General features: G+C 59.9%; 24 protein-coding genes and 2 pseudogenes. 13 read left to right on the forward strand and 13 right to left on the reverse strand.

Features of this window, described 5'->3' with window-relative positions; translation table 11 throughout:
* Window positions 1-120: 120 nt before the first annotated feature.
* The 4 genes and pseudogenes from DDE77_RS09725 to arsH all read left to right on the forward strand — a co-directional run bounded on the left by DDE77_RS09725 (window position 121) and on the right by arsH (window position 2656).
* Complete coding sequence (locus DDE77_RS09725; protein ID WP_108397284.1) at window positions 121-477, forward strand: ArsR/SmtB family transcription factor; 357 nt, start codon at window positions 121-123, stop codon at window positions 475-477.
* Window positions 477-1538, forward strand: coding sequence for an ACR3 family arsenite efflux transporter (arsB, locus tag DDE77_RS09730; RefSeq protein ID WP_108397538.1), 1062 nt, complete (start codon window positions 477-479; stop codon window positions 1536-1538). Before DDE77_RS09725 ends, arsB begins: the two co-directional genes overlap by 1 nt.
* Window positions 1535-1957, forward strand: coding sequence for an arsenate reductase (glutaredoxin) (gene arsC, locus DDE77_RS09735; RefSeq protein WP_108397285.1), 423 nt, complete (start codon window positions 1535-1537; stop codon window positions 1955-1957). The genes arsB and arsC overlap by 4 nt, the downstream gene beginning before the upstream one ends.
* 13 nt (window positions 1958-1970) lie before the next feature.
* Window positions 1971-2656: pseudogene (gene arsH, locus DDE77_RS09740) on the forward strand (arsenical resistance protein ArsH).
* 12 nt (window positions 2657-2668) lie between these two features.
* On the opposite strand, the gene DDE77_RS09745 reads toward arsH, so the two are convergent.
* The 13 genes and pseudogenes from DDE77_RS09745 to DDE77_RS09800 form a co-directional block, all read right to left on the reverse strand.
* On the reverse strand, window positions 2669-2815 hold the full coding sequence (locus DDE77_RS09745) for a lmo0937 family membrane protein (protein ID WP_108397286.1): 147 nt from the start codon (window positions 2813-2815) through the stop codon (window positions 2669-2671).
* A 102-nt stretch (window positions 2816-2917) separates the two neighbouring features.
* A complete protein-coding gene (locus tag DDE77_RS09750; protein ID WP_108397287.1) occupies window positions 2918-4165 on the reverse strand; it encodes an MFS transporter in 1248 nt (415 codons plus the stop codon).
* 105 nt (window positions 4166-4270) lie between these two features.
* Window positions 4271-5299 (reverse strand): glycine betaine/L-proline ABC transporter substrate-binding protein ProX, encoded by a 1029-nt coding sequence (gene proX, locus DDE77_RS09755; protein ID WP_108397288.1) that lies wholly within the window; start codon window positions 5297-5299, stop codon window positions 4271-4273.
* A gap of 89 nt (window positions 5300-5388) precedes the next feature.
* Window positions 5389-6321, reverse strand: a complete 933-nt coding sequence (locus DDE77_RS09760) for an ABC transporter permease (protein ID WP_108397289.1) — start codon at window positions 6319-6321, stop codon at window positions 5389-5391.
* Window positions 6322-6329: 8 nt separating this feature from the next.
* Window positions 6330-7541, reverse strand: coding sequence for a quaternary amine ABC transporter ATP-binding protein (locus DDE77_RS09765; RefSeq protein WP_108397290.1), 1212 nt, complete (start codon window positions 7539-7541; stop codon window positions 6330-6332).
* Between the two features lie 308 nt (window positions 7542-7849).
* Window positions 7850-9031, reverse strand: a complete 1182-nt coding sequence (locus DDE77_RS09770) for an MFS transporter (RefSeq protein ID WP_108397291.1) — start codon at window positions 9029-9031, stop codon at window positions 7850-7852.
* Window positions 9028-9573, reverse strand: coding sequence for a TetR/AcrR family transcriptional regulator (locus tag DDE77_RS09775; RefSeq protein WP_108397292.1), 546 nt, complete (start codon window positions 9571-9573; stop codon window positions 9028-9030). The genes DDE77_RS09770 and DDE77_RS09775 overlap by 4 nt, the downstream gene beginning before the upstream one ends.
* A 114-nt stretch (window positions 9574-9687) precedes the next feature.
* Window positions 9688-10227 carry a cysteine hydrolase family protein gene (locus DDE77_RS09780; protein ID WP_210204371.1) on the reverse strand — a complete coding sequence of 180 codons (540 nt, stop codon included), beginning with the start codon at window positions 10225-10227 and terminating at the stop codon, window positions 9688-9690.
* 338 nt (window positions 10228-10565) lie between these two features.
* Window positions 10566-10745, reverse strand: a complete 180-nt coding sequence (locus DDE77_RS20215) for a hypothetical protein (RefSeq protein ID WP_425430741.1) — start codon at window positions 10743-10745, stop codon at window positions 10566-10568.
* A gap of 43 nt (window positions 10746-10788) precedes the next feature.
* Window positions 10789-10976, reverse strand: a pseudogene (locus DDE77_RS09785) (DUF3008 family protein).
* A gap of 123 nt (window positions 10977-11099) precedes the next feature.
* On the reverse strand, window positions 11100-11870 hold the full coding sequence (gene xth, locus DDE77_RS09790) for an exodeoxyribonuclease III (protein ID WP_108397293.1): 771 nt from the start codon (window positions 11868-11870) through the stop codon (window positions 11100-11102).
* Between the two features lie 15 nt (window positions 11871-11885).
* Complete coding sequence (locus DDE77_RS09795) at window positions 11886-12656, reverse strand: SDR family NAD(P)-dependent oxidoreductase (protein WP_108397294.1); 771 nt, start codon at window positions 12654-12656, stop codon at window positions 11886-11888.
* A 21-nt stretch (window positions 12657-12677) separates the two neighbouring features.
* The gene (locus DDE77_RS09800) at window positions 12678-13361 is read right to left on the reverse strand and encodes a GntR family transcriptional regulator (RefSeq protein ID WP_245895155.1); all 684 of its coding nucleotides are present in this window, start codon (window positions 13359-13361) and stop codon (window positions 12678-12680) included.
* Window positions 13362-13485: 124 nt separating this feature from the next.
* Between DDE77_RS09800 and DDE77_RS09805 the strand changes: the two genes are divergently transcribed.
* The 9 genes from DDE77_RS09805 to DDE77_RS09845 all read left to right on the forward strand — a co-directional run bounded on the left by DDE77_RS09805 (window position 13486) and on the right by DDE77_RS09845 (window position 21616).
* Complete coding sequence (locus tag DDE77_RS09805; protein ID WP_245895156.1) at window positions 13486-15021, forward strand: aldehyde dehydrogenase family protein; 1536 nt, start codon at window positions 13486-13488, stop codon at window positions 15019-15021.
* Window positions 15022-15126: 105 nt separating this feature from the next.
* Window positions 15127-16086, forward strand: coding sequence for a sugar ABC transporter substrate-binding protein (locus DDE77_RS09810; RefSeq protein WP_108397297.1), 960 nt, complete (start codon window positions 15127-15129; stop codon window positions 16084-16086).
* A 57-nt stretch (window positions 16087-16143) separates the two neighbouring features.
* Entirely contained in the window at window positions 16144-17163 is a 1020-nt protein-coding gene (locus tag DDE77_RS09815; RefSeq protein ID WP_108397539.1) for an ABC transporter permease, read from the forward strand.
* Entirely contained in the window at window positions 17160-17888 is a 729-nt protein-coding gene (locus DDE77_RS09820; protein WP_108397298.1) for an ATP-binding cassette domain-containing protein, read from the forward strand. The genes DDE77_RS09815 and DDE77_RS09820 overlap by 4 nt, the downstream gene beginning before the upstream one ends.
* Before the next feature lie 95 nt (window positions 17889-17983).
* The gene (gene msrA, locus DDE77_RS09825; RefSeq protein WP_108397299.1) at window positions 17984-18715 is read left to right on the forward strand and encodes a peptide-methionine (S)-S-oxide reductase MsrA; all 732 of its coding nucleotides are present in this window, start codon (window positions 17984-17986) and stop codon (window positions 18713-18715) included.
* Between the two features lie 97 nt (window positions 18716-18812).
* Window positions 18813-19367 (forward strand): outer membrane protein, encoded by a 555-nt coding sequence (locus DDE77_RS09830; RefSeq protein ID WP_157959757.1) that lies wholly within the window; start codon window positions 18813-18815, stop codon window positions 19365-19367.
* Window positions 19368-19669: 302 nt separating this feature from the next.
* Window positions 19670-20221, forward strand: coding sequence for an outer membrane protein (locus tag DDE77_RS09835; protein WP_157959758.1), 552 nt, complete (start codon window positions 19670-19672; stop codon window positions 20219-20221).
* Between the two features lie 457 nt (window positions 20222-20678).
* Window positions 20679-21044: an NADH-quinone oxidoreductase subunit A gene (locus tag DDE77_RS09840; protein WP_108397302.1), complete on the forward strand. Its 366-nt coding sequence runs from the start codon at window positions 20679-20681 to the stop codon at window positions 21042-21044.
* Window positions 21035-21616 (forward strand): NuoB/complex I 20 kDa subunit family protein, encoded by a 582-nt coding sequence (locus DDE77_RS09845; protein ID WP_108397303.1) that lies wholly within the window; start codon window positions 21035-21037, stop codon window positions 21614-21616. The genes DDE77_RS09840 and DDE77_RS09845 overlap by 10 nt, the downstream gene beginning before the upstream one ends.
* Window positions 21617-21618 lie beyond the last annotated feature (2 nt).

The following is a 21618-nucleotide window of genomic DNA, read 5'->3' on the forward strand; positions in this document are numbered from 1 at the left end:
ACCGGCTCCCGTTTCAGAGCGGAGGGCGCCAGTCGCGTGCAGTAACATCCTTCATGTCGAGTATTCGACGCAGGGAGTCAGCACTTGATGCTCGACTGATATAGCGATAAACCTCGATATATGAAATCAACAGTTGCCATCGAAGTTTTTGCAGCTCTGTCGCAATCGACGAGGCTGGATACGTTTCGGCTGCTGATGAAGCATGAGCCAGAGGGGCTCGCGGCTGGGGAAATAGCACGGCGGCTAGATGTTCCTCAGAACACCATGTCCTCCCATCTAGCTGTTCTGGCGCGAGCAGGGCTGATTGAGGCTGAGCGACGCAGTCGGTCCATCATCTACAGGGCGGTGGTGCATCGCGTAGAGGAGATCACCAGCTTCCTGGTGCAGGACTGCTGCGGCGGGCGGCCGGAGCTTTGCCAGCCTCTCGTGGCCGCATTTTCCTCATGCTGCGCACCTGCACCGGAAGCAACTGCCTGATGTCCATTTTTGAACGATATTTAACCTTGTGGGTCGCCATCTGCATTGTGGTTGGTATTGCTGCTGGCTACTTCTTGCCCGGTCTATTCCAAGGCATCGGTGCCCTGGAATATGCCAAGGTCAACCTGCCTATGGCAGCGCTGATCTGGCTGATGATCATTCCGATGCTGGTGCGGATCGACTTCATGTCGCTACGACAGGTGGGCGCCTATTGGCGCGGCATTGGGGTCACCCTGTTTATCAACTGGGCCATAAAGCCGTTTTCCATGGCGCTCTTGGGTTGGCTGTTCATCGGCTGGCTGTTTCGGCCACTGCTTCCTGAAACACAGATCGACAGCTATATCGCAGGGCTCATTATCCTTGCGGCAGCTCCCTGCACGGCCATGGTGTTTGTGTGGTCAAACCTTACCAAGGGCGAGCCGCACTTCACCCTGTCGCAGGTGGCTCTCAACGACGCGATTATGGTGATTGCTTTTGCGCCTGTTGTTGGCCTGCTGCTTGGCCTTTCCGCCATTACCGTGCCTTGGGACACGCTGCTGCTGTCGGTGGGGCTCTACATTGTCGTGCCGGTGATCGCGGCGCAGCTTTTTCGTCGCTGGCTGCTGGCCAATGGCGGCATCGACATGATGAACCGCGCGCTCGGCGTATTGCAGCCGATTTCGATTGGCTCCCTGCTGCTCACATTGGTGATGCTGTTTGGGTTCCAGGGCGAACAGATTACTGCCCAGCCTACTGTTATTCTGCTGCTCGCGATCCCGATCCTGATCCAGGTCTATTTCAATTCGGGGCTGGCTTATCTGCTGAACCGGGTGTCGGGGGAGCAGCATTGCGTGGCGGGGCCTTCTGCTCTGATCGGTGCCTCCAACTTCTTTGAACTGGCTGTGGCAGCTGCCATTAGCCTCTTCGGGTTCAATTCCGGAGCTGCGCTGGCAACGGTGGTCGGCGTGCTCGTTGAAGTGCCGGTGATGCTGTCAGTGGTCTGGATCGTGAATCGCACCAAGGGCTGGTACGAGACGGGTGCCGCCGTCCGGCACAATACCGCAACAAGGGCCGCACGATGAGTGTCACAATCTATCACAATGCAGAGTGCGGAACCTCCCGCAATACCTTGGCAATGATCCGGCAAAGTGGGGTCGAGCCTCATGTGGTCGAGTATCTCAAGACCCCGCCTGACCGCGCGACGCTGACCAGACTGATCACCCAGGCCGGGCTGAGCGTGCGCGAAGCGCTGCGGCAGAAGGATACCCCCTTTCAGGAGCTCGGGCTTGATGACATGGCCAAGAGCGACGACGAACTGCTTGATGCGATTGCGGCGCACCCTATCTTGCTCAACCGCCCTTTCGTCGTGACGCCAAAAGGCACTCGCCTATGCCGCCCGTCGGAGCTTGTGCTCGACATCCTGGAGAATCCGGCTATCGGCCCCTTCACCAAGGAGGATGGCGAGGTCATTATCGACGCGGAAGGGAAGCGTATTGTCTGATCTGCCCAATGTCATGCCTGCAGCCTTCCAGGTTCCTGACTTTGGGCAACTGGCCGCGCCTATCCCGCACCACAAACCGCGCATCTTAATGCTCTATGGCGCGTTGCGGGAGCGTTCCTACAGTCGCTTTCTCACGCTTGAGGGCCAGCGCCTGCTGGAAGCGTTTGGTGCGGAGGTCCGCGTCTTTCACGCCAACGGCCTGCCATTGCCGAACGACGCTCCCGATACGCATCCCAAGGTGCAGGAGCTACGCGAAGCCATGCTCTGGTCGGAGGGGCAGGTATGGACGAGCCCGGAGCGGCATGGGTCCATGTCCGCGGTGATGAAGGCGCAGATCGACTGGATACCGCTGCCGGGGGGAGCGATCCGGCCGACGCAGGGCCGCACGCTGGCGCTCATGCAAGTGTCCGGCGGATCACAGTCGTTTAATGCCGTCAACCAGATGCGCATTCTGGGCCGCTGGATGCGGATGGTCACCATCCACAACCAGTCCAGTGTCGCAAAGGCCTGCCAGGAGTTCGACGAGGCTGGGCGCATGAAGCCGTCCAGCTTTATGATCGGGTTGTCGACGTCATGGAAGAATTGGTGAAATTCACCCTGATCAACCGTGGCGTGTCTGGCTATCTCACCAGCCGGTATAGCGAGCGGAAGGAAACCGCCGCCAAGCTGGAAGAGCGGGTGGGGCTGAAGTCGATTTAGTTGACGATGGCGTCAGCGCGCTTTTCGGCCCATGAAGAACTTGTAGAGGACCACGATCAGGGCAAGCACCAGCAGGAGGTGGATCACTGCACCGGCCACTTTGAACGCCAGTCCTATGGCCCAGAGGATGAGCAGAATGATCGCGATCGTCCAAAGCATTGTGGTCTCCGTGCAATTGCCGAGCAGATGTATTGGTAATGTTGAATGCGGTGGGACGTTCCGGCCGGCAAGCGCAATGAGGTGCGGCGCTCACGGAATTTTCTAGCCGGTCGCGTTTGGCGCGCCCTGATCATCAGCTTCTGCATGGAGGGGCGCGAGGACGGGGGTGGTCTGGGGCAGGGCGCGGAAGAGGGCCTGGTCTTCGGCGCTGGGAGCCGGGCGGGCGCGGGTGCGCCAGATGCCGAAGGCGGTTGCTGCAAGCCCGGTGGCGAAGGAGAAAGCGAAGAGGCCTCTGGGGCCCATGGCGGCCATGGCGGCCGAAGCGATCAAAGGGCCCAGGATCGAGCCTATGGAATTGAGCAGGATCAAGCCGCCGCTGGCGGCGACGAGATCGGCCTTGGCGACATGGTCATTGGTGTGGGCAAGGCACAGGGGATAGATGCTGAACGAAATGCCGCCAAAGAGCAGGGTGGTAAGCAGAAACAACCAGGTGCCGTACTGGGCCGCGAACATAAGCAGGCTCAACAAGGCAAGACTTGCCGAAACGGCAATGATGATGGTTCGGCGGTCAAAAATATCCGACAAACGCCCGAGCGGAAATTGCAGCAGGACGCCGCCGGTGATCAGCAACGTCATAAAGGTTGCGGTGCCCGTCATGCCGAAGCCTGAGGAGGCGGCATAGACGGGTGCGAGGCCGTAGATCGCGCCGATCACGCCGCCGCTCAGGAGAACGCCGACCAGCCCCAGGGGAGAGGCGCGATAAAGCGCGCGGAGGCTGAATGAGCTTACATCGGGCAGCGAGGGGGCGGTGATCCGGGTCAGGCACACCGGTACAAGCGATAGCGATAGCAGGATTGAAACAACCATGAACAGCAGCGGACTGCCGGTTGCGTTGAGGTTCAACAGCTGCTGGCCCAGAGCCATGGCGGCATAAAGCGTGACCATGTAGGACGAGACGATCTGCCCGCGGGTTTCATTGCTGGCCTGATCATTGAGCCAGCTTTCGATGCACATGTAGATGCCGGCAAGACACACGCCTTCGGCAAAGCGCAACATCGACCACACTACCATGTCGGGCGAAATCGCATGGCCGAGGGAAGCGGCGGAGTAGAGCGAGGCGAAGGCGGCGAAGGCGCGGATGTGTCCGGCTTGCTTGATGAAGCGGAAGCACTGCAAGGATCCAAAGGTGAGGCCGCCAAAGAATGCCGCCGTTACCGCGCCAACGGCAATCGAGCTGGCGCCGGTATTGGTCATCCGCAGGCCGATCAGGGTGCTGAGCGCGCCATTGCCCAGCATCAGAATGGCGACGCTGGCGAGCACCGGTATGATGGGGCGAATGGATTGCAGCATGCTGCCCTCTGACGCTGTTGCCGCCTCGGGGGGGCGGCGTTTTCCTGCCGAAGCCAGGAGATCGGACCGGCTCGTAAGCCGGTCCGGTTGTTGAATGGTCTGGCCTTATGAAGCGGCGGAGCGCGCCTCTTCGATCCAGGAGTCAACGAGGTCGCGATTGTTTACGATCCATTCGGAAGCCTGCTCACGGATATCATCGGTGCTGCCAGCGCCGTTGTTCATTGCGGCATTCTGCTCAAAGATTGCGGGCAGTGGGATGGAGGCGAGTTCCAGAAGCTTTGCAGCGGCCGGATTGTCCTCGAGGAAGCTGCTGTTGGCAACCGGCACGATATCGTTGGCGGGGAAGCCCAGCGTGCACGGATCGGCAACGCAGCCTTCGACGCCCTCGATCACCGCAGCATCGGCGAGATCGGCCAGTTCCTCGGGCAGGTTCACTTCGGGAACCTCGATCCACATGACATCCTCGCCGGGAACCAGTTCATTGACGGTCCAGTTGGGTGTCCAGGTGTAGAAAAGGATTGGCTCACCCGCCTGCTGAGCTGCGACAGCGTCGGCCATGGAAGCCGAATAAGCTGCCTTGATCGGATTGATGTGGTCGCGCAGTCCATAGGCATCCATGTGATGCTCGATGTTGATTTCGCAGCCCCAGCCTGGCGGGCAGGCAACGAGGTCGGCCTTGCCATCGCCATTGCGGTCAAAGGCTTCCTGCACTTCGGGGCGCTTGAAATCTTCCAGGGACTTGATGCCGAACTTTTCAACCGACGCCTTGTCCACGAGGTAACCCTCGAGCGCGCCAGCCTTGGCAACTGCGCCAACGATCTCGGCCTGTCCTTTGAAAGCGGGACGATAGGTGTTGTGCAGCGGGAACCAGCCATTGACCCAGAGATCAACGTCACCCTGCGCTACAGCCTGGTAGAAGGGTGGGTTGTCCAGCGTGGTCGGGCCCTGGACATCATAGCCCAGTTCCTCGAACAATTGCTTGTAGATCTCGGCGTGGAACCAGCCGGTGTCCCAGGTGGCCTGCGCCATGTTGATCGTCTTGCCTTCGCCCGGATTGTTCTGGGCGAGAGCTGGAGCAGCAAGAAGAAGAGTAGAAATTGCGACAGCATTAAGCGTCTGGGTGAGTCTGAACATTCGATCAGCTCCCTTTTTTGGCGTTGGAAGACAGATGCGGACGCGCCAACGTCCGCTCGATGTGGCGCTAGAGCGGCGCCCCTGAAGGCTCAAGCAGCCTTCTGCGTTTCCCCGGAGGGCACAGGTGCCCCCCGGCGGAATAGGGAAAAAATCGTCTGGCGGAGCGAGACCGTGCGGAAGCCCTTGGACTCGCCCAGCGCCTGAGTGATGCGGTCGAGGATAATGGCGAGCAGCACGATCCCCAGCCCGCCAGCGGTCGCGCCGCCGACGTCAAGCCGGCCCAGGCCTGTGTAAACGGTGAGGCCTAGCCCGCCTGCGCCGATCATGGAGGTGATGACCACCATGGACAGGGCGAGCATCAGCGTCTGATTGAGGCCAGCCATGATCGTGCGCATGGCCAGGGGCAGTTGAACGTTGACCAGCATTTGCCAGGACGTCGAGCCGAAGGCTTCGGCGGCCTCGATGAGATCGGCGCGCACATTTCGGATGCCCAGATTGGTCAGGCGGACAATAGGCGGCAGCGCGAAGATGATGGTTGCGATGATGCCCGGAGCCATGCCGACGCCGAACAGCATGACGATCGGCACAAGGTAAACAAACGAAGGGATGGTCTGCATGATGTCGAGCACGGGGCGCACTATTGCCAGCAGACGATTGCTGCGGGCTGCTGCAATACCGAGCGGAATGCCCAAGACGACGCAGAACAAAACCGAAGTGATGATCATGGACAGCGTGGTCATGGTTTCAGGCCATAGCCCGATCAGGTCAATGAACAGGAGGGCTACAATGGTGAAAACCGCCATGCCGCGCCCGACAAGGCGCCAGGCGATGAAGGCCAGCACGGCGGTGAAGGCCAGCATGGGGACGGCATTGAAGAAGGTGTCCAGCCAATCCAGAACCATCGTCACCGGCACCTGAAGGGCGCGGAACAGCGGTCGGAAGTTTGGCACCAGCCATTCGCGGACCAGGGCATTCACCCAGTCGGAAAATGGCAGCGAAAAGAAGTCGGAAGGACTTGGCATGAGATTCCTCAGGGCTTTGCGGCTGCGTCGGCGTCCACAGCTGTGGCGTCACCGGAAAGCTGCGCCAGCACCGCCTCTGGCTCGACCACGCCGAGCAGGCGGTTGTTATCGTCGGTGACAGCAATGGGCAGGCCATTGCTGGCCAGGGCATAGAGCTCGTGCAGGGCGGCGCCTGCATCCACTGTCTGGAAGTCGGAATTGACCACATCGGCGAGCGTCAGGCCGTCAGTCCGGACGGCGGCGGCAGCATCCTGGTAGGTCACGACGCCGGCGATGTCCTCGCCGTCCATCACGTATAGGGCGTTGCGATGAGCATCTTCCATGTTCTGGACGGCGCTTTCGGCCGTGTCGGTGCCTAGTTGGAGGAATACCGGCTCCTCGGCCACCGACTCGGCGGTGAACACCTTGCCCCGGTCGATATCAGCCACAAAGGCGCTGACATAATCGTCTGCGGGATGATCCACGATTTCCTGCGCCGTGCCCACCTGTACGAGCTCGCCATCTTTCATGATGGCAATCTGATCGCCCAGAAGCAGGGCTTCGTTGAGATCATGAGTGATGAAGACGATCGTCTTGCGGAGAGCCTTTTGCAGGCGCAGCAATTCGTCCTGCACTTCGCGGCGGATCAAGGGGTCGAGCGCGCCAAAGGGCTCGTCCATCAGCAGCACTTCAGGATTGGTCGCGAGACCGCGGGCAAGACCGACACGCTGTTGCATGCCGCCGGAGAGCTCGCCTGGAGCGCTATCGGCGTAGGCCCCCAGGCCCACTTGGTCGAGCGCGGCTTGTGCGCTCTTGCGGCGTTCGGCAGCGCCCACGCCCTTGATCTTGAGGCCATAGGCTACGTTGTCGGCTACACTCATATGGGGAAATAGCGCAAAGTGCTGGAAGACCATCGCGATCTTGTTGCGGCGCACGGCGCGCAAGGTTTGGGACGAACAGGATGCGATATCGTCGCCATCGATCAGGATCTGCCCGGCGGTGGGGCGGATGAGACCGTTGAGCATGCGCACGAGCGTGGATTTGCCCGAGCCGGACAGGCCCATCACGACGAAGATCTGCCCCTCGGGGACTTCGAAGCTGACATTGTTAACGCCAAACGTGCTGCCGGTGGCTTCAAAGATAGCGGCCTTGCTTTCGCCCGCCTCTAAGCGAGCCCTGGCTGCTTCAGGCGCATTGCCAAAAATCTTGGTGAGGTTTTGTATCTTTAACTTGGCTATCATGTAATCCAAAAGACAAAGCGCGCTGAATTACCTGCGCGCTTGTCAGTAAGTTTTAAGTTCTTCTTCCGGTGCAAATAGGTCATGCGCAATTGCTTGCAGCAAACGCGCTTCCAGTCCGCACAGCGATATCTCGAATAGGGGCAACCTATTGCACGAAGCCCTGCAGTTCAACCCTTCGTGGCAATTTTTTGACTTTGTAGAGGCAAGGCAGGCGCTTGCGAGATCATTCGGCGCGGGAAATTCTCCCGATGACGCGGTGGTTTACAGGGCTCAAAGCCCCGCTCATTGCGTGCGTGAGCGCAGGCCCTTTAGAGGGTCGAGGCAGGGTCCGGATCGGCTGAAGGGCAGGGAGGGTGATGTCGGGCAGGGGTGTCGGGCGCCCAGATCAAGGCCGTGCACATGATTGCGGCGAAGCTGGCCAGCGTTGGGGTGATGCCTGCAATATCCCATAGGGTGCCAAAGAGCGGAGCGCCTGCTGTTTGCCCCAGGGCGAGCAGCAAAAATGGCAGTCCCAGGCCAAGAGCAGGTTGGTCAGGGTAGAGCTCTATGCCCCATAGGAGAAGCACGCCGCTTGAGACGATATAGGCCAGGCCAAACATGGCCATGACCCCAAAGCCGATCGGGGCTGCGTGGCTTGCCAAGGCCAGGGCGATCAGCGAGAGCGCCATGCCGCCAATGGCGAGGCGGTGAATGCGCGCGGTGCCAAAGCGAACGGTGAGCGCTCCCGTTGCTGCGCCGGCGATGCCGCCGGCTCCCAAGGTCATCCAAGCTATGGCGATCTGAAGGTCACTGAACTGCAGCTCCTCGCGCAGGATATTTGCGCCAAAGGTCCATTTTGCCGTGCTGGCGGCTCCTGCCAAAAGGGCGCTGATGCATAGGGCGGCGGTGCCGGGGCGGCTTAGATGCCTTGGCGAAAGACGAGGACCATCATCGTTGCTTGAGCCTGCAGGCATGGCGAAATGGAGCCACACGGAAATAATGGCACCGATGCCAGCGAAGAGGATGTAGAGGCCCCGCCAGTCTGCAGGGAAAAGGAGGATTGCGGCTCCGGAGAAGATGATGCCTGCGGCCGTGCCGGAATTGATTGCGCCATTGGCCCGAGCGGCTGCTGCGTCACCAAGGGAGCGGGCCACGGCTGTTGCCAATGGCGGGGATGTCAGCCCAGTGCTTAGGCCCGCCAAAGCCATTGCGGCTCCAAGGCTCAAGGCCGAGTTTGCCGTGGCTGCGAGGGCCAGTCCGCCCGTGGCAACGGTGCCAGCAAAAACCGTAAGGAGGCGGGGGCTGAACCTGGTGCCGGCGAGCAATGTTGCCGTAATACCAAGGCAATAAGCGGCAAAGGCGCTGCCGCCGATCCATCCGGCACTCGCAGCGCTTATGGCGAGGTCGGCGCGGATATCGGACAGCATCAGCCCATAGGCAAAGCGTGCCAAACCATAGGTAAGGGCGGTGAGGGCAAAGCCGGCGGCAACAAGGTTGAGCTTGCCATTCATTTGGCTTGCCCCCTTGCCATGGCCAGGAGGGCTTTTGCAGCCTGCTTGGCCTGCCTGACGACAGCGTTCTCAGAAACGCTGGCGGCGGCCGTGGCGCCTTCAAAGAGGAGCCAAACCTGCATGGTCAGGGACGGGTTCTCTTGCCCGAGACTGAGTGCTATGCGCCGGGCAATCTCGCGCTCGAACTCCTGTTTCTGCCGGCGAACGAGCGCCACGATTTCGGGGCTGGCGCCGGCATATTCGCTGCGGGCCCGAAGCAGCATGCAGCCGCGCGCGCCATGCTCGTCCAGCCATTGTTCCAGCTGGTCAAAGATATCGCCGACAGGGTCGTCAGGCTCGGTATCTTCAAGTCGCTGCATGAACTGGCGGTGCCGTTTCTCGAGGACGGCTTGGACCAGTTCGCCACGCGAGCTGAAATGCTTGTAGAGCGTGCGCGTCGACACGCCCGATGGTGCCAGTACAGCATCGACCCCAGTGCCTCTGAACCCGTTTGCTTCAAAGATTTTGCTGGCGGCTTCAATGATGCTATCGCGCTTGTCCATGCGCAGGAGTGTAAAGCGGGCGTTTTACATGTCAACCTGCCGGTGGCATGGTTTGGGCGTGTTCGACGCTGGCCTGTTTAGCCGCGGATTGTCTAAAACCGGTTGGCGGGGGAGCTAGGTGCGTTTGGTCTCGCGCTCGACCGGCACGGGATTGGCGAATGATTCCGTGTCCGTGACAAAGCCCCAGCAGTTCTTGGCGTTGAATACGACAGCTTGCTGGCAATAGTCTGGGCTTGACGTGGCGCATGCATCTTCGAGAAGGACGGCGTTGTAGTCGCGGAAATAAGCGTCTTCCATAGTGGTGGTGACGCATTGGTCTATGTTTACGCCGGCAAGGAACAAGGTGCTTACCCCTTGCGTGCGCAGCACTTGATCGAGATGGGTGCCGTAGAAGCCGCTCATGCGGACCTTCTCGACATGGATATCTTCCTCGTCCATCAAGGGCTTGAGTTCATCCACCATCTCTGCGCCCCAGGAGCCTTTTGTCAGAACGGGCCCGTTCTCGAGGTCCTGGCCAATGCCTGTCTGGTCTGGCTTGTGCTTGAAGGAATAGAGAGTAGGCGGGCCGAGGTTTCGCAGGTCTGGGCGATTGTGCCAGTAAACCCAGATGACCCACATGCCATGCTTGCGTGCTGCCTTGACGGCACGCTGCACTCGGGGATTGCCTTGCGGCAGCGCTGATAATCTAGACCCGAGCGGTCGGTCCATCCGCCAGGGGTGCAGAAGTCGTTTTGCATGTCGATGACGACCAGCGCGCCGCGGGACAGATCATCCACAAAGGGCATCAGATCGGCCTGGAAGCGGAATAATTGGCCGGCATTCTGGTGGGGTGCGAGGTCCATATGGTCTCCGTGCAGGTGCCAGCGATCCGTGCCGGACGCGAGCTGCACGCCGCCATTCTCGGTTCGGCTATAGATGGTGCGACGGGGCATGGAGGTGCGCTCCTTGTTGTTGTTGTCTTGACTTGATCAATGGCGGCAGAGCCGGGAAGCTCAGTTCGGGTCGTCCGTGGCCTCGTTCAGGCCGGGCGTGACTGCATCGCCGGGCAAATCGGAACGCGTTTCGGAGCTTTGATCTTCTTTTCGTCTCATCGGAGCCGGGTGGGACGCGATATCCCTTTCGATCTGGTTGTCGTTCGAGCTCTGGATGCTATCGGAGCGCTGTTCGCCCATTGCGGTTCTCCTTGGATATAAGCCTGTCAGGTGCTGTCTGCGGCTAGGATTTGGATGCGTGTTCAGGCTTCCCTTGCGCTTGGTGGCGGCGAGGTCGTGCAACTGCTTTTCACTCATGGATTTGTACATCGACTTGGATGCACCCTGCAGATCGCTGACCTTTGTGTCGCCTTCCTTGGCGGAAAGGGCAGCGCCGGCCGCCTTCTGCTGCGCTTTGGATTTGGCTGGCATGGGATCCTCCGTGGTCAGCCATTCAATCCGCAGGCGGCGCCCAGGTTCCGGCTGAAACACCGTGCGGGGGGCTGGCGAAGTGAAGGCGCGAGGAGGGTGAGCTAGAGCTATGAACCTACTGCGCTAGCCGAGCTTGATCCAGGTTGGTGCATGATCGCTTGCCTTGTCCCAGCCCCTGACATGCCGATCAACTCCAGCCTCGACCATGCGCTTGGCGAGGTCGGGGGAGAGGAGCAGGTGATCGATGCGCAGGCCGGCGTCGCGGCCGAAGGCGTTCCGGAAATAGTCCCAGAAAGTATAGACGCGCTCGTCCGGATGCATGTGGCGCAGGGCATCGGTCCAGCCTTGGGCGACCAGTTGCCCAAAGGCTTGCCTTACTTCGGGGCGAAACAGGGCGTCTTTAACCCAGCGCTCGGGCTTGTAGACGTCAAGATCCGTAGGCATGACGTTGTAGTCACCGGCAAGAACTATTGGCAGGCCGCTGGCCAGAAGGCCTTTTGCATGGGCCTGAAGCCGCTCGAACCATTGAAGCTTGTAGTCGAATTTGGGACCCGGGGCCGGGTTCCCGTTGGGCAGATAGAGGCAGCCGATCAGGATGCCGTTGACCGCCGCTTCAAGGTAGCGGCTTTGCTGATCGGCAGGATCGCCGGGCAAGCCGCGCCGGGTTTCAACCGGCACTGTTCCGCGGGCGAGAATGGCAACGCCGTTCCAGCTTTTCTGCCCGTGCCAGATCGCGCCATAGCCAGCGTCCTCAATCGCCGCGGTGGGAAAGCGTTCATCGGGCGCCTTCAGCTCCTGCAGGCACACAGCGTCAGGCTTGGCTTCTTCGAGCCAGCGCAGGAGGATAGGCAGGCGGCCGTTGATGCCGTTGACGTTGAAGGTCGCGATCTTCATGGGCGTGGCCGACGGCTAGGTGTTGGCCCAGCCGCCATCGACGAGGAATTGCTGCGCCGAGATCATGGCGCTGTCATCGGCCGCCAGGAACAGCGCCATGCGCGCAACATCGTCGGGATAGACGCGGCCGGCGAGAGCCTGCTGCTCATCGATCAAGACTTCGGCCTTGCTGTCCACCCAATGGGTCAGCTGGCGTTCGGTCATGATCCAGCCCGGCACAAGCGTATTCACCCGGATGCCGTGCTTGCCCAACTCGCGGGCCATGGCACGCGTGAGGCCATGGGCGGCGGCCTTGGCGGTCTCATAGACGGGTATGCTGGGCGACATGATCATCCAGCTAATGGAGCCAGTGTTGATGATCGAACCGCGCTTGGCCTTGATCATGCCCGGGGCGACCGCCTGGGTGGCAAAGAAAGAGTGCTTGAGATTGACCGCCATGCGATCGTCCCAATAGGCCGGAGTAACCTCGCTCCATTCATGGCGCTGGTCGTGTGCTGCATTGTTGACCAGCACCAGGGCGTCGCCATGGTACGTCGCAAACTCGTTTATGGCGGCTTGATAAGCTTCGATGTTTGTGATGTCGCAGGGGGCAAATTGCACAGTGTGGCCAAGCGAACCCAGTTCCTGAGCCAGAGCATCGCCGCGCTCGGCCTGAATGTCGACGAAGCCGACCTTGGCGCCTTGTTCCGCGAACCGGCGCACCAGCGATTCGCCAATGCCTGAGGCCCCACCCGAGATCACCACCGGAACGCCATGAAGGCTCGGGTAGCGCGCAGTATTCGTCATGAGGAAGGCTCCGTCCGTGGTCTAGATAAAGAGGCTGGAGTGCTGCGACTCAAGGTCGGGGAGGTCATCCAGGATGCTGCCCAGATGGTGGGCCATGGCTTGCTTGGCGCCCTCCACATCATGGGCGTCGATCGCCTCCATGATCGCCTTGTGCTCGCGAACACGACGCTGCATATCGGCTTCGCTCTGCAGTGTCATGTTGCAGACACGGTCCATGTGCGTTTTCATGTCGGCAATCGCAATCCAGGCGATGCCAACGCCAGCGCCAGTTGCGATGGCGATGTGAAAGGCTTCATCGTGCTCACGAAAGCCGGGATGGTCGAGCCGGGAAGCGGCTTCTTCCTGCTTCACCAGCAGGCTCGCTATGCGCTTGCGCTGCCATGCATCAAACGACTGGGCGGCCCGGGCAACAACGGCAATCTCGACAGATTGGCGCACGAACAACGCCTCGGTCATTTCCTTTGCCGAGATGCGGGCGACTACCGTGCCGCGATGCGGGCGAATTTCGATCAGCCGGGAATTGGCCAGCCTGATCAGGGCTTCGCGTACAGGCTGGCGCGATACCCCCAAGCGGGTGGCAATCTCCTGTTCGGATAGGCGCGAGCCGGGCAGAAGTTCAAGATCGATGATCGCGCGTCGCAGATCCTTCTCGATCGAAGCCGCAGCGCTTTCAGCAGTGTCCGTCGCCTGCATGTCCAAAGTCATACTACATCTCGCCTTCGCCATTGACAGGCATCGGCACCATCCATACGGTACCATACAATTCCATACCGGACGCGTTTAAACGGGTCCACTACTAAGGGGAGGGTGGATCTAATCCGCCGACACGATGGGCATTCACGCGAGCTTTCAGAACAATTTCATTGCCCCGAACCTTAGTGATGCGCGGCTTGCGAGTAAACGCGCATACCGGATGGTTATTGACGGGAAATCAGCAGATGCATTGTCCGGCAAGCTGATCGAGCGGGAAAGCCCGGGGCATCGCGGCAGCATTGTCGGCGAGTGGCCCGCCGGCAGCACGGCAGATGCGGCGCTGGCCATCGGCGCCGCACGGCGCGCGTTTGATGATGGCCGCTGGCCGCAGATGAGTGGCGCCGAGCGCTCCACCATTCTTCATGCCGTGGCGGCCAAGATCCTGGAGCATGTTGAGGAGCTGGCGCTTGTTGAATGCCTGGAAACGGGCAAGCCGCTGCACCAGGCCCGTGGCGAGATCGGCTATTGCGCCGACTTGTGGACCTATGCCGCCGGCCAGTGCCGGGGCTTGGAAGGCGATACCCATAATGCAATTGGCGCCAATCGGCTGGGGATCGTGCTGCGCGAGCCCGCGGGCGTGGTGGGCATCATCACGCCCTGGAACTTCCCCTTCATTATCGTGTCCGAACGCGTGCCGTGGGCGCTAGGTGCAGGCTGCACTGTTGTTGTGAAACCCAGTGAATTTACGTCCGGCACGACGATCAGGCTGGCTGAGCTTGCGCTGGAAGCAGGCCTGCCGGCTGGTGTCTTCAACGTGGTAACCGGTTATGGACCGGAGGCTGGCCAGCCCCTGGCGGAAGACCCGCGCGTCGACGTGTTGGCCTTTACCGGCTCTGTCCGCGTAGGCACGCAGCTCGCGAGCATTGCCGCTGGTGGCGTCAAGCGCGTTGGCCTGGAGCTGGGCGGCAAGGGTCCCCAGATCGTTTTTGCCGATGCCGATCTTGAAGCTGCAGCCGATGGCATTGCTTACGGAGTGTATCATAACGCCGGCCAATGCTGCATTTCAGGTAGCCGCCTGATCGTTGAGAATTCCATTCGCCCAGCATTGCTGGAGCGCCTGCTTGAGCTCTCCCGCCGTCTGCCGTTCGGTGATCCGCTGGCACAGCAAACCCGTTTCGGCGCCATGGTGTCGCGGCCGCATATCGAGAAGGTTGCGAGCTATGTGTCGGCAGGCGTGCAGGAAGGTGCCGAACTGCTGCTTGGCGGCGACATGGTGGCGGCAAGCTCGGGCAATTTCTTTGCGCCAACAGTGTTCGACAAGGTCCGGCCCGACATGCGGATTGCGCAGGAGGAAATCTTCGGTCCGGTGCTCGCCACGATAGGGTTCGATACGCGCGAGGAGGCGGTCGCTCTGGCCAATGGCACGGCTTTCGGCCTGTCGGCCAGTGTCTGGTCCAGGGACCTCGAGACCGCCATCCAAACCACGCGCAAGCTGCGTGCGGGCAGATGCTGGATCAATTCGGTGATCGACGGCACGCCTGAAATGCCGATCGGTGGCTACAAAAAGAGTGGCACGGGCCGTGAGCTGGGCCGCTATGGCTTTGACGAATATTCCCAGTTCAAAGGTCTGCACATGACCCTTGGCCGGGGGGAGCCCTGGTTCCAGCACTGAGGAGGGCTGGAGCTGGACCAGAGATCGGCGGGGCGATCTTTGGTTGGAAGCACATTTCAAAGCGGGACCTGAGGAGGCCCGCTTTAATTAAAGGGAGGAGTTTACATGCATAGGTACATTTCGAAAGCGGCTTTGCTTGCGAGCTGCGCATTGTTCGTCTCGGCAGGGGCCGTCATGGCGCAGGATCAGGAAAAGGTCTCTGCGACCATGATTATCTATCTTGATCCAAGCGTGCAGTTCTTCAATCCGGTGGTCAAAGGCGCACAAGATGCGGCTGCGGCCTTCAATGTCGATCTGGATGTGCAATACGCCAACAATGATCCGGTTCGGCAGAACGATCTGATTGAGAGCGCGGTGGCGACAGGCGTGGATGGGATAGCGGTGTCCATCTCGAGCTCCGATGCGTTCGACGACAGCATCTGCGCCGCCGTTGAAGCAGGGATCACTGTTGTCGGCTTCAACAATGATGATCTGGAAGGCGCCGAAGGCAATTGCCGCCACTCCTATGTCGGTATGGATGAGTTCGCTTCTGGTTACGAATTGGGCCAACGGATGATCGAGCAGTTCGGCCTCAAGGAAGGCGATACCGTCTTCAATCCCCGGGAAATCCCAGAGGCGAGCTTTGCCGTAGCGCGTGGTGGTGGCATCGAGAAGGCGATGAGCGAAGCCGGCATCAAGGTAGAAACGGTGCGTGCGGGGCTCGACCCGGCTGAGGCGCAGAACATCATGGCGCAAGCACTGATCGCCAATCCAGACATCAAGGCAGTTTTTGGAACAGGTTCTGTAACGTCAACCGTCGGTGCGGGGGCGATCGCGGACGCAGGTGTCGACGTTCCGTTTGGCGGCTTTGACCTTGCAGTGGAGATTGTCGACGCGGTGGAAACCGGCAAGATGTTCGCTACCATGGACCAGCAACCCTATCTGCAGGGCTATTATCCCATCGCGCAGATCGCGATGGCCGCACGCTACGGGCTCACACCCACGGATGTGGACACAGGGCAGGGTGCGTTCCTCGACCAGGCACGCATCAGCGCGGTGAAGCCTTTTATCGGCACCTATCGCTAGCAACAGCCGCCCTGGCCGCAAGGTCGGGGCATTGTTTCTCCAATAGTGGATCTGACCATGACCGCCATAGTGGATCACCGTAGTGGTGCGCCAAGGCGCTCGGCTGCCCAATTGGTGCATGGGCTGCTTTCCATGCCGGCCGGCGCAATCCTTCTTGTTTTTGTTGTCGTGCAGCTCGCCTGCATTATCGCAGGCCTACTGTTTCCCGATGACTTCCGCTATTTGTCGCCCCAGAACATGGGCATCATGATGCGCTCGGTTCCTGTGCTGGGATGCCTGGCGCTTGGGGCTGGTCTCCTGATGATTGCCGGAGAGTTCGACCTTTCCATCGGGTCGGTCTACACCTTCACGGCCGTCGTCATGGCCGTACTGGTCGGCAATGGCATTGATGCATTCATCGCGGCGCCCATCGGGCTCATGATTGGCGCTGCTATTGGGCTGCTCAATGGAGCGCTGACGCTACGCTTCAACCTGCCCAGCTTCATCGTTACGCTTGGTGGCCTGTTGTTCTGGCGCGGAGCCGTGCTGTTGTTCAACGGCGCGGTGCAGGTCCGGTTCGATCCCAACCCAGTCTTCAACGAGATGTTCTCCGGAACGATTCTCGGGATCAACGCTGCTTTCGTTTGGTTCATTCTGCTCTGCCTGGTGTTCTGGGCTTTGTTGCACAGGCATCGCTTTGGCAACCATGTGTTCGCCACGGGCGGCAATCGCTCGGCAGCAACGGCCATCGGCGTCAACACCAACCGGATCAAGCTAGCAGCCTTTGCAATTGCCGGCTTCATGGCCGCCTTCGCTGGCATCCTGGCGACCACCCGAGTCGGCAGCGTGCAGCCGGGGCAGGGCGCTGGGCTGGAGCTGCAGGCCATTGCGGCCTGCGTCATCGGCGGCCTTTCCCTACGCGGCGGACGCGGTTCCATCCTAGGCGTGTTTTTGGGCGTGATGCTGATCTTCACCATCACCGATGTGCTGCTGCTGATGCGTGCGCCAGGGTTTTACCTCGACATGTTCATTGCGACGCTGATCGTTCTTGCATCGATTTTTAACCATGGCCTCGACCGCCGGGGAGCCTCGATATGAGCCTGCTTGCGCTGCACAACATCAACAAAACGTTCGGGCCGCTCAAAGCGCTGACGGACCTTAGCTTCGAAATCGGCCATAGCGAAGTGGTGGGCCTGCTTGGCGACAATGGCGCGGGCAAATCCACGACCGTCAACATGCTCTCGGGCATACACCGGCCGAGTTCAGGCTATATCTCTGTGGATGGCAAGCGCTGCGACTTCACTTGCCGGCGTGACTCGGCCGAGGCTGGAATCGAGACGATCTATCAGAACACGGCACTGGTGGATTGCCTCTCCATCTCGCGCAACATATTCCTGGGCCGTGAACTCACCGACCGCTTCGGCTTTCTGGATCTCAAGCGCATGCGCGAGATCGCCATGCAGGTGCTGGAAAGTGCGGTCCACATTTCGGGCATCGATTCTCCGGACAAGCTGGTGGGCGATCTTTCGGGCGGACAGAAGCAGGCGGTGGCGATTGCCCGGGCAGTGTTTTTCAAGCGTCGTGTGTTGTTGCTGGATGAGCCAACATCAGCCCTCTCCGTGCGTGAAACCGAGGCGCTGCTGCAGCAGGTGCTCAAGCTCAAGGATGAAGGTGTGTCGAGTGTGCTGGTGACGCACAATCTTTATCATGCCTATCAGGTGTGTGACCGTTTCGTGATCATGAGCCATGGCACCAAAGTTTTCGATGTTGCCAAGGCCGAGACCACTATCGAGGAATTGACCCAGCACGTCGTGCTCACCTGAGCGCGGTCATTTCGCCGTGAGCATGCTGATCCGGCCGCGGGGAAGGATCATATAGAGTGAACCGCCGGTCTGTCGGTTCAACAAGGGTTCGCACCATGCCTCAGTCACGCGCAGACGTCCACGTTCGCTCATTTTCCTGGCGGCCGGTTGTCGCATCGTTTCTCTTGCTGCCGGCGATGGCACTTGCGCTGTTCAGCCGGTCCAGCGCCGCGCAAGAGGCTCCCGTGGTAATCCCGGCCCCAGCGGTTACGATGGTGGAGACTGGGCCAAGTGCAAAGGCCGTATTTGCTGGCGGCTGCTTTTGGGGCGTGCAGGGCGTGTTCCAGCGCGTCAAGGGCGTAACCATGGCTGTTTCCGGGTACTCGGGGGGCTCGGCGGAAACGGCCACTTATGAGCTTTCCAGCACCGGGACATCGGGCCATGCCGAAACGGTCGAGGTGACCTATGATCCATCGGTGGTCAGCTATGGCGAGCTGATGCAGATCTACTTCTCAGTGGCCCACAATCCGACCCAGTTGAACTACCAGGGTCCGGATCATGGGACGCAATACCGCTCAACCATTTTCGCGATAAACGACGAGCAGGCCGAGTTTGCCCAGGCTTATATCGACCAGCTGGACGCCACAGGGCTGTATGAAGGGCCGATCGTCACGACGATTGAACCCTTTGAGGCGTTTTATCCTGCCGAGCAGTACCACCAGGACTTCCTCACGCGGAATCCGACCTGGCCTTATATCTTTTTGCATGACCTGCCCAAGATCGAAGCCCTCAAGAAAATCTTTCCGGATCATTTCCGCGCTGAGCCGGTCTTGGTCGGGCAACTCTAGCTGCAGCTGACGCTCCAGTGCGATCATCTGGGGTCTACCGGTGGAACTGGCCTATGGCAGGCGCCGTTCTTAAGCTAGCAGGCTTCGAAAGATGCGCATGAAACAGTCGCTGACATGTGGTTTGATCGGGTTAGCCCTGGTTCTGGCACCAGGCGGGGTTCATGCTGCCGATCTGATCCGTGTGCCCACAAGCGGGATCATGGAAGTGCCCGTTCATGAGGAGCACAGCTTTGATTGGAGTGGCTTTTATGCGGGCGTGTTCGGCGGCGTTCGGAGCGGCAGTGTCAGTGGCTCGCAAGCCGGCATCGGGCTTCAGGCCGGCGTGAACGCTCAGTTCGACTTCATGCTTGTTGGCGCTGAAGTGGCGGTGCTTGGGTTGCCAGCAGCCGAGTCGGATATCGGCAGCACGAGCCATGGACAGATTCTTGCCCGAGCCGGTTTGGTCGTGGATGACAATGTCCTGGTCTATGCTGCCAGCGGCTACGGGATCGACCTGGGAGTGCCGGACGAGAGCGAGATCCTGGTGGGCGGTGGCCTTGAGTTCGCGGTAACGGAGCAGATTTCGCTTGAGGCGGAATACCTTCATGGATTTCCGCTTGAAGGGGGCAATGAATCCAACCAGATCACCTTCGGCGCGAACTTCCACTTCTAGATTTCCGCTTTGTTACCAATGTATTAACGCGGCGAATCCGCCGCCTTGTCGGCGCTGTACGATTCGATCGGCTCGCCCGCAAATGGACTCAGCACTACCGATTTGCGGCCGCGATCAAGACACAAACGTGGTGATCGATCATCGCATTTGTATCAAAATGAGCCAAATGCGCGGCAAGGATGCAACACTACTCACCCCGCGTTAGCCGCATCGCCCAATTTAGGGCACCACAGCCTTGTCAGCCGCGTTGGGTTGATGCATCTAGGCTTTCGACTACGGTTAACTCTATGGGAGTGCAAGATATGTTTGTACGTTCGCTTTCTCTCGGTGTGGCTGCTGCCGCGCTGCTCGTTGGTGGTGCTCAGGCTGCTGACCTGATCATCCCGACCACCCCACAGCCGATCTACGAATCTGCTGGTTTCTCCTGGGATGGTCTCTATGCCGGTGTGAACCTCGGTGGCCAGTTCGGCGACGACGTCGACGCGCAGTTCCTGCTCGGCGGTGCCGTTGGCGTGAACTTCATGGTTGCTGACCCGATCCTGCTCGGTGCAGAAATCCAGGGCAACTACCTGTTCGAAAACGACGACTTTGATGACGCTGGCCAGTTCCTGGCTCTCGCTCGTCTTGGTGCCGTCGTGACCGACTCGGTCCTCGTTTACGCTGCTGCCGGTGCTGGCGTGCAGTTCAACGACGACGATGATGCCAGCATCTACGCCCTCGGCGGTGGTGTTGAATTCGCTGCTACCGACGCCGTGTCGGTTCGTGCCGAAATCCTCGGTCTCGGCACCTTTGACGATGGCGACGACTTCTTTGAAGGCGCTCAGGCCACCGTTGGTGTGTTCTACCACTTCTAAATTTTGCAAAGGGTAGGGCGGTTCGCCGTCTTACTCTCCTAACTTGCAAACCCAATTCGGCGAACTGGTCCTCCAGTTCGCCGTTTTGGTTTTTAGGCCGGCTTAGGGCGCGCCTCGCAGGAGCATGTCTGGCAACGAAGCTGTGATTTGGATGTGGCCGGAGCGATCTAGGCAAACTAAGCCGCCGTTCTATATATGGGCTACACGCTCCCGGGCGCTTTCCTCACCGGTCGCTTTCAAGGTTTTCTGTGCCACAAATCCCCCGCTGCTGAGCAAAGCTCGGCAGCCGCAGTTTGCAGCATTCATGATCTTCCGGGTCATGTTTTCTTTCCCTTGAAACGCGATAGGCAAAGGTCTAAGCCCAAGCCATCACTTTACGCGTTGGCTCGCTTGCCCCAATTGCTCGCGCTGCTCTCGCGGTCCGGTCGCCCGACCGGCATAGAACACAGGCTGCCGCATGACTGATTTGCTCAGCGACTATCTGCCAATTGTCCTATTTATCGGCCTTGCCGCCGTTATCGGACTGGCACTTCTGGTTGCCCCATTCCTTATTGCCGTGAAGCGGCCAGACCCTGAGAAGGTGTCTGCCTTTGAAGCTGGCTTTGAAGCGTTCGATGATGCGCGAATGAAGTTCGACGTCCGATTCTATCTGGTGTCGATTCTGTTCATCATCTTCGACCTTGAAGTGGCGTTCCTCTTCCCCTGGGCTGTTGCGTTCCGGGATGTAGGTTGGTTCGGCTTCTGGTCGATGATGATCTTCCTCGGCATTTTGACTGTTGGCTTTATCTATGAATGGCGGAAAGGGGCACTCGAATGGGATTGAGTGAACAAAACAGCACGCTGGTCGCACCGCGTCCAAGCGGCCTGATTGATCCGCGCACCAACAAGCCTGCTGGCGCCGATGATCCGTTCTTCACGGAAGTGACGGATGAGCTTGCAGACAAGGGTTTCCTGCTTTCCACGGCCGAGCAGCTTATCACCTGGGCCCGCACCGGATCGTTGATGTGGATGCAGACGGGTCTTGCCTGCTGCGCCGTTGAGATGATGCAGATGTCCATGCCGCGCTACGACGTCGAGCGCTTTGGGACGGCGCCGCGCGCTTCCCCGCGCCAGTCGGACGTGCTGATCGTCGCGGGTACGCTGACCAACAAGATGGCGCCGGCTCTGCGCAAGGTCTACGACCAGATGCCCGAGCCGCGCTATGTCATCTCCATGGGCAGCTGCGCCAATGGCGGCGGTTACTACCATTATTCCTACTCGGTGGTGCGTGGTTGTGATCGCATCCTGCCGGTGGACATTTATGTTCCGGGCTGCCCTCCGACAGCCGAGGCGCTTCTTTATGGCATTCTGTTGCTGCAAAAGAAGATCCGCCGTACCGGCACGATTGAACGCTAGGA

It is taken from the genome of Devosia submarina, from assembly GCF_003056345.1.
GTDB classification, from domain to species: Bacteria; Pseudomonadota; Alphaproteobacteria; order Rhizobiales; family Devosiaceae; genus Devosia; species Devosia submarina.

Excerpts from the sequence above, each read along its gene's own strand:
- DDE77_RS09725 (WP_108397284.1), top strand. The coding sequence starts at position 121 with ATGAAATCAACAGTTGCCATCGAAGTTTTTGCAGCTCTGTCGCAATCG.
- arsB (WP_108397538.1), top strand. The coding sequence starts at position 477 with ATGTCCATTTTTGAACGATATTTAACCTTGTGGGTCGCCATCTGCATT.
- arsC (WP_108397285.1), top strand. The coding sequence starts at position 1,535 with ATGAGTGTCACAATCTATCACAATGCAGAGTGCGGAACCTCCCGCAAT.
- DDE77_RS09745 (WP_108397286.1), bottom strand. The coding sequence starts at position 2,815 with ATGCTTTGGACGATCGCGATCATTCTGCTCATCCTCTGGGCCATAGGA.
- DDE77_RS09750 (WP_108397287.1), bottom strand. The coding sequence starts at position 4,165 with ATGCTGCAATCCATTCGCCCCATCATACCGGTGCTCGCCAGCGTCGCC.
- proX (WP_108397288.1), bottom strand. The coding sequence starts at position 5,299 with ATGTTCAGACTCACCCAGACGCTTAATGCTGTCGCAATTTCTACTCTT.
- DDE77_RS09760 (WP_108397289.1), bottom strand. The coding sequence starts at position 6,321 with ATGCCAAGTCCTTCCGACTTCTTTTCGCTGCCATTTTCCGACTGGGTG.
- DDE77_RS09765 (WP_108397290.1), bottom strand. The coding sequence starts at position 7,541 with ATGATAGCCAAGTTAAAGATACAAAACCTCACCAAGATTTTTGGCAAT.
- DDE77_RS09770 (WP_108397291.1), bottom strand. The coding sequence starts at position 9,031 with ATGAATGGCAAGCTCAACCTTGTTGCCGCCGGCTTTGCCCTCACCGCC.
- DDE77_RS09775 (WP_108397292.1), bottom strand. The coding sequence starts at position 9,573 with ATGGACAAGCGCGATAGCATCATTGAAGCCGCCAGCAAAATCTTTGAA.
- DDE77_RS20215 (WP_425430741.1), bottom strand. The coding sequence starts at position 10,745 with ATGGGCGAACAGCGCTCCGATAGCATCCAGAGCTCGAACGACAACCAG.
- xth (WP_108397293.1), bottom strand. The coding sequence starts at position 11,870 with ATGAAGATCGCGACCTTCAACGTCAACGGCATCAACGGCCGCCTGCCT.
- DDE77_RS09795 (WP_108397294.1), bottom strand. The coding sequence starts at position 12,656 with ATGACGAATACTGCGCGCTACCCGAGCCTTCATGGCGTTCCGGTGGTG.
- DDE77_RS09800 (WP_245895155.1), bottom strand. The coding sequence starts at position 13,361 with ATGACTTTGGACATGCAGGCGACGGACACTGCTGAAAGCGCTGCGGCT.
- DDE77_RS09805 (WP_245895156.1), top strand. The coding sequence starts at position 13,486 with ATGGGCATTCACGCGAGCTTTCAGAACAATTTCATTGCCCCGAACCTT.
- DDE77_RS09810 (WP_108397297.1), top strand. The coding sequence starts at position 15,127 with ATGCATAGGTACATTTCGAAAGCGGCTTTGCTTGCGAGCTGCGCATTG.
- DDE77_RS09815 (WP_108397539.1), top strand. The coding sequence starts at position 16,144 with ATGACCGCCATAGTGGATCACCGTAGTGGTGCGCCAAGGCGCTCGGCT.
- DDE77_RS09820 (WP_108397298.1), top strand. The coding sequence starts at position 17,160 with ATGAGCCTGCTTGCGCTGCACAACATCAACAAAACGTTCGGGCCGCTC.
- msrA (WP_108397299.1), top strand. The coding sequence starts at position 17,984 with ATGCCTCAGTCACGCGCAGACGTCCACGTTCGCTCATTTTCCTGGCGG.
- DDE77_RS09830 (WP_157959757.1), top strand. The coding sequence starts at position 18,813 with ATGAAACAGTCGCTGACATGTGGTTTGATCGGGTTAGCCCTGGTTCTG.
- DDE77_RS09835 (WP_157959758.1), top strand. The coding sequence starts at position 19,670 with ATGTTTGTACGTTCGCTTTCTCTCGGTGTGGCTGCTGCCGCGCTGCTC.
- DDE77_RS09840 (WP_108397302.1), top strand. The coding sequence starts at position 20,679 with ATGACTGATTTGCTCAGCGACTATCTGCCAATTGTCCTATTTATCGGC.
- DDE77_RS09845 (WP_108397303.1), top strand. The coding sequence starts at position 21,035 with ATGGGATTGAGTGAACAAAACAGCACGCTGGTCGCACCGCGTCCAAGC.